Consider the following 5466-nt stretch of genomic DNA (forward strand, 5'->3'; position numbering starts at 1 on the left):
GGGGCGCGCGCGGCGGGGCGCTGGGTGGGGCCCCCCCCCCCGCGCGCGGCGGGTTGCGGGGCGCCCCCGCCCGCCCCGGCCGGGGGGGCCCCCCCCGGGGGCCCGGGCCCCTCGCCCCCCCCGGCCCCCGCGGCGTTCACGCGGTGGTGATCAGTGCTTGCGGCCCAGGCGGAAGGAGTCGAAGAAGTCCTTGCCGGGGGTACCGACACCGGTGGCGGTGTCGTAGCCGCGCTTGGCGCTCAGACCGTAGTCGGCCGCGACCTTGTAGAGGCGGACCTTGAGCACGCCGCCCACGGTGCCGAGGTCGACGACGTTGCCGAACTTGTTGTGCACGGCCGAGTCGTTGACGTCGTTGAAGGCCTTGGTGCCGGCCCGGTCGTACAGCGCCGGGTTGGCGAAGCCGATCGCCCGGCCGCCGCGCGCCTCGATGGCGTCGGCGAGCATGGCGGCGGTCTCCGGGGCGGAGACCGAGGTGCCGCCGTAGCCGCCCTCGGAGTAGGTGCCGTTGGCGGTGTAGCCGACCAGGGTGGCGGCCACCAGGTCACCGCTCATCGCGATGTCCGGGGTGGCGCGCAGCGGGGTGGCGGAGGAGCTGCCGTCGGCCGCGGTCTTCGCGATCCGGTCGGAGACGACGCCCTTCTGGTACCACGGCTGCTGGAAGTCCTTGGAGACACCGCCGCCGCCGCCGAAGTAGAAGAAGCCCGGGTAGGGGTTCCACGACTTCTGGTCGTCCGAGAGCACCGAGCGCTGGTCGCCCATGGAGACCTCGTGGCCGTAGTGGCCGGCCTTGTCCGCGAGCTCCAGGGTGGAGCCGCCGACCGAGGTGACCCACGGCGAGGCGGACGGCCAGTCGGCCTGCGCCTGGTTGCTGTCGGCCTGGCAGTTCACACCGGTCGCGGCCGCGCCCGGGGAGCTGTCGCCGCAGTCGCCGCTGGAGAAGGTGAAGCCGATGCCCTGCACCGCGCCGAGCTGGAAGAGCTGGTTGTCGGCGGCTATGACCGCCGGGTCCAGGTCGCCGCTCTTGCCGTGCATGATCTCGCCCCAGGAGTTGGAGACCACGTCGGCCAGGTGCTTGTCGACCACGGTCGCCATGGCGTCGTACAGGTCCTGGTCGTAGCAGGAGTTGCCGCCGACGTAGGTGACCTGGGCGTTCGGCGCGAGGCCGTGCGCCATCTCGACGTCGAGCGCCTCCTCGCCGGACCAGTCGCCGCACTCGTCCTGGTGCGTCCACTTGTCCTTGGTGACGACCTCGCTGTACTGGCCGGCGGCGAACGGCTTGTCGCCGTGCAGCGTGGCGAAGTGGTTCGCGTCCGCCTGCATGCTGTCCAGGCCGTAGGCGTCGATGATGGCGATCCGGGCCCCCTTGCCGGTCACCTTCGCATCGGTCACGCCGTAGGCCTTGCGCAGCTGCGAGGGGAGGTACGAGCACGGGGCGAACGGCTCGTTCTTCTCGTAGCCCTGCGGCGCGCCGGCGGCGGTCTTCGAGCCGTAGCCGTTCTCCGAGCAGGTCGGGACGGTCGGCAGGGTGGCGTCCGGCTTCTTCAGGTTGCCGGCGGCCAGGCGGGCCGCGTCGGCCTTCGCCTCGGCCTCGCGCACCGAGACGGCGTGCGAGACGTTCTTGTGGACCACGTCGGACAGCCCGGAGACGGCCAGGACGGCGCCCGCGACCTGCGACGGCACCACGGCGTCGCTCGCCGGGGCACGGTGGGTGCCGTCGGCGGTGCGGTAGGTGTGGATCTTGGTGCCGAAAGCCTTGGCCATGGCGGCGCTGGTGCCGGACACCTCGACGTAGTGGGCGGTGGTCTGGCCCACCGTCAGGCCGGCGCCGGTGACCCAGGCCTTGACCGCCTTCACCTGGGCCTGGGAGGCGCCGAAGCGGGCCTGCACCTGGTCGGTGGAGAGGTAGCTGCCGTACGCCGGGGACGACGGGTCGGAGACCGACTTGGCGAGGGCGGCGAGGCCCGCGGTGTCCTGGCCGGCCAGGTAGATCCGGGCCGTGGCCGGGGCGGAGTCGGCGACCGCGCCCGCGTCGGCCTGGGGGGTCGCCCAGGCGGGGTGCGTTCCGTTCAGTTCCTTGGCGGCGCTGCTGCTGTCGCCGATCGGGGCGGCGGCGTTGGCCGGGGTGGCCACCGCGAGGGTTCCCAGGATCAGCGCGGCGGCGGGTGCCGCCACGGCCGTCCGGGAGAGCCGGCTGCGTGCTGCTGGCACGTCGGTTCCCCAATTCTCGGTTGATGGACCGTCAGGAATCCCTTGTGAGGGCATGACGGAGCGTGCCGGTGGCGGGCGAGCCCGTCCCGGCGCGGAAGTTGACTGTGCGGTAGCTGTCTATTCGGACATGTGCACGACGCTCAAGGGATCATGCGAAAGCTTTGCCAGTGCATGACCGTTCGAAGGGGGAAGCGTGAAGGATCCCGGGAGGTGGCGGGGCGGGCCGGTCGCCGTCCGGTGTGCCGCGCGGGCGGCGGTGGCGGGCCGGACGGATCGTCGGCTCCGCGGGGCGTCGGGAGTGGCCGGAATCCGACCCCCGCCCGGCCGCCGGGCCGCCGGGCCGGGTCGCGGGGCCGGTGGGGAGGGCCGCCGTGTCCGTCCCGGGGCGTGTCTCGTTGACAGGGGAGTGATCACCCGGGAAGGCGGCTTAATCGAGATGTCATACCCACCTGTGCGGCCGCCATGCACCGATCGGGCCACATCTTCGCCGGAAGACGGGCCAAATCCCCTCCACCGGCCTACTCTTGTTGAGGTGAACGATCCTCAGCCCGCCGAGCGGGCGCCCTTCGCCACCGCCGACCGCCCCGGCCGGGACCTGCGCGCCCGGGTACGGGTGTACGAGGCCGAGCTGATCGCCTTCCGCCGCGATCTCCACCGGCACCCGGAGCTGGGCCGGCAGGAGTTCCGCACCACCCGGCTGATCAAGGAGCGGCTCGTCCGGGCCGGGCTGGCGCCGCAGGTGCTCCCCGGCGGCACCGGGATGACGGTCGACATCGTCCCCGCGGGCACCCCGGCCGGCACCCCGCTGCTGGCGTTCCGCGCCGACATCGACGCGCTGCCGATCGACGACGCGAAGACCGAGGTGCCCTACCGCTCGACGCTGCCCGGGCGGGCGCACGCCTGCGGGCACGACGTGCACACCACCGTGGTGCTCGGCACCGCCCTGCTGCTGGCCGAGGCGGCCCGGACGGGCGAGCTGCGGCAGCCGGTGCGGCTGATCTTCCAGCCCGCCGAGGAGGTCATGCCGGGCGGGGCCCTGGACGTCATCAAGGCCGGCGGCATGGCGGGCGTCGGCCGGATCTTCGCGGTGCACTGCGACCCCAAGGTCGAGGTCGGCCGGATCGGGCTGCGGGTCGGCGCGATCACCTCCGCCTGCGACCGCCTGCTGCTCACCCTGGACGGCCCCGGCGGCCACACCGCCCGCCCCCACCTCACCACCGACCTGGTCACCGCGATCGCCCGGATGGCCGCGGACCTGCCCGGGCTGTTCGCCCGCCGGATGGACCCGCGCTGGGGCGCCAGCCTGGTCTTCGGCCGGATCGCGGCCGGCTCGGCGCCCAACGTGGTGCCGCAGCACGCGGAGCTGGAGGGCACCGTCCGCTGCCTGGAGCTGGCCGGCTGGCGCGAGGCGCCCGAGGTGCTGGACGAGCTCATCGGCCGGGTCGCCGAGACCCACCGGGCCAAGTGGGCGCTCGACTACCACCGCGGCGTGCCCCCGGTGGTCAACGAGCAGGAGTCGATCGACCGGCTGGAGCGGGCCATGCAGGACCGTTTCGCGGCCGGCTCGACCGGCCCGGTGGTCGAGGACACCGAGCAGAGCCTGGGCGGCGAGGACTTCTCCTGGTACCTGGAGCACGCCCCCGGCGCGCTGGCCCGCCTCGGCGTGCGGGCCCCGCACGAGAAGGGGGTGCGCGACCTGCACCAGGGCCGGTTCGACGCGGACGAGCGCGCCATCGGCATCGGCGTCGAGCTCTTCTGCTCGCTCGCACTGGGGCCCGCCGAGGCCTGATCCACCGCCCGCCGGGGGCCCTCCGGGGCCCGCCCCGGCGGTGTCGTCGCAGCTGACAGCCGCGCCAGGGCCGCAGCCCGGGCGCGGCTGCGTCGTGTCCGCGACGGGTCGACGTACCCTGGTCGGGTCCGATATACCACCCGGGCGAGACAACGGGTTGAACTTTGGTGGCGGTCTGTCCGGTTTCATCCGGGCGAATGACCACATTTTGATAACAACCCGAATGCCCCCGCAGGCCGTAACACAACCGTGTTCTACGCGCGTTACGGTGGCGCTCGACCACGCCAAACGGGTGTGTGAGAAGGAGATACTCCCTTGCGCCGTTCAATGAAGCTCGCCGCGGTTGTGCTCTCGGGTTCCCTGGGCATCGCCTCGCTCGCCGCTTGCGGCGCAAAGAGCACCGACAACACCTCGTCCTCCGCCGGTGCCTCGGGCGCCGCCTCCGGCCTCAAGGTCGGTATGGCGTACGACATCGGCGGCCGTGGCGACCAGTCCTTCAACGACTCCGCCGCGCGCGGTCTCGACAAGGCCAAGACCGAGCTGGGCGTCCAGGTCAACGAGGCCGAGGCCAAGACCGGTGAGGCCGAGGCCGACAAGGAGACCCGCCTCAAGTCGCTGGTGACCGCCGGTTACAACCCGGTCATCGCGGTCGGCTTCGTCTACCAGAGCGCGGTCGAGAAGGTCGCCAAGGAGAACCCGAACGTCAAGTTCGCGATCATCGACTCGGCCTCCGACACCCAGCCGTCGAACGTCACCTCGCTGACCTTCTCGGAGCAGGAGGGCTCGTACCTCGCGGGCGTCGCCGCCGCCTCCAAGAGCAAGGCGCACCACATCGGCTTCATCGGCGGTGTGCAGTCCGAGCTGATCAAGAAGTTCGAGGCCGGCTACAAGGCGGGTGCCAAGTCCGTCGACCCGAACATCGTCGTCGAGACCACCTACCTCACCACCCCGCCGGACTTCAGCGGCTTCAACGACCCGGGCAAGGGCAAGGAGGCCGCGCAGGGCCAGCTCGACAAGGGCGCGGACGTCATCTACTCCGCCGCGGGCTCCTCCGGCAACGGCTCGATCGAGGCCGTCGCCACCGCCCCGGGCAACAAGTGGGCCATCGGCGTCGACTCCGACCAGGCCCGCCAGCCGGCCCTGTCGAAGTACGCCGACCACATCCTCACCTCGATGGTGAAGAACGTCGACGTCGCGGTGTTCCAGTACATCAAGGCGGCCAAGGACGGCAACCCGCTGACCGGTGTCAAGAACTTCGACCTGAAGGCCGGCGGTGTCCAGCTCGCGACCACCGGTGGCTTCCTGAAGGACATCCAGCCGAAGCTCGACGCGGCCACCCAGGCCATCACCTCCGGCGCCACCAAGGTCCCCACCGCTCCGGAGAACTGATCCGGCACACCTGAGCGCCGCCCACCTGCCGGGCGGTGACCAGGACGGCACGACACACTCCGGAGGGGCCCGGCGGGGCG

General features: G+C 72.2%; 3 protein-coding genes. 2 read left to right on the forward strand and 1 reads right to left on the reverse strand.

Annotated elements, in window-relative coordinates; all coding sequences use genetic code 11:
- Positions 1–150 precede the first annotated feature (150 nt).
- Complete coding sequence (locus tag ACFV0G_RS34205) at positions 151–2208, reverse strand: protease pro-enzyme activation domain-containing protein (protein WP_380556391.1); 2058 nt, start codon at positions 2206–2208, stop codon at positions 151–153.
- Positions 2209–2740: 532 nt separating this feature from the next.
- Between ACFV0G_RS34205 and ACFV0G_RS34210 the strand changes: the two genes are divergently transcribed.
- Positions 2741–3997, forward strand: coding sequence for an amidohydrolase (locus tag ACFV0G_RS34210; RefSeq protein ID WP_380556392.1), 1257 nt, complete (start codon positions 2741–2743; stop codon positions 3995–3997).
- A 315-nt stretch (positions 3998–4312) separates the two neighbouring features.
- A complete protein-coding gene (locus tag ACFV0G_RS34215) occupies positions 4313–5386 on the forward strand; it encodes a BMP family protein (RefSeq protein WP_380556393.1) in 1074 nt (357 codons plus the stop codon).
- Positions 5387–5466 lie beyond the last annotated feature (80 nt).

This window comes from Kitasatospora sp. NPDC059571 (assembly GCF_042735675.1).
Taxonomy (GTDB): Bacteria; Actinomycetota; Actinomycetes; order Streptomycetales; family Streptomycetaceae; genus Kitasatospora.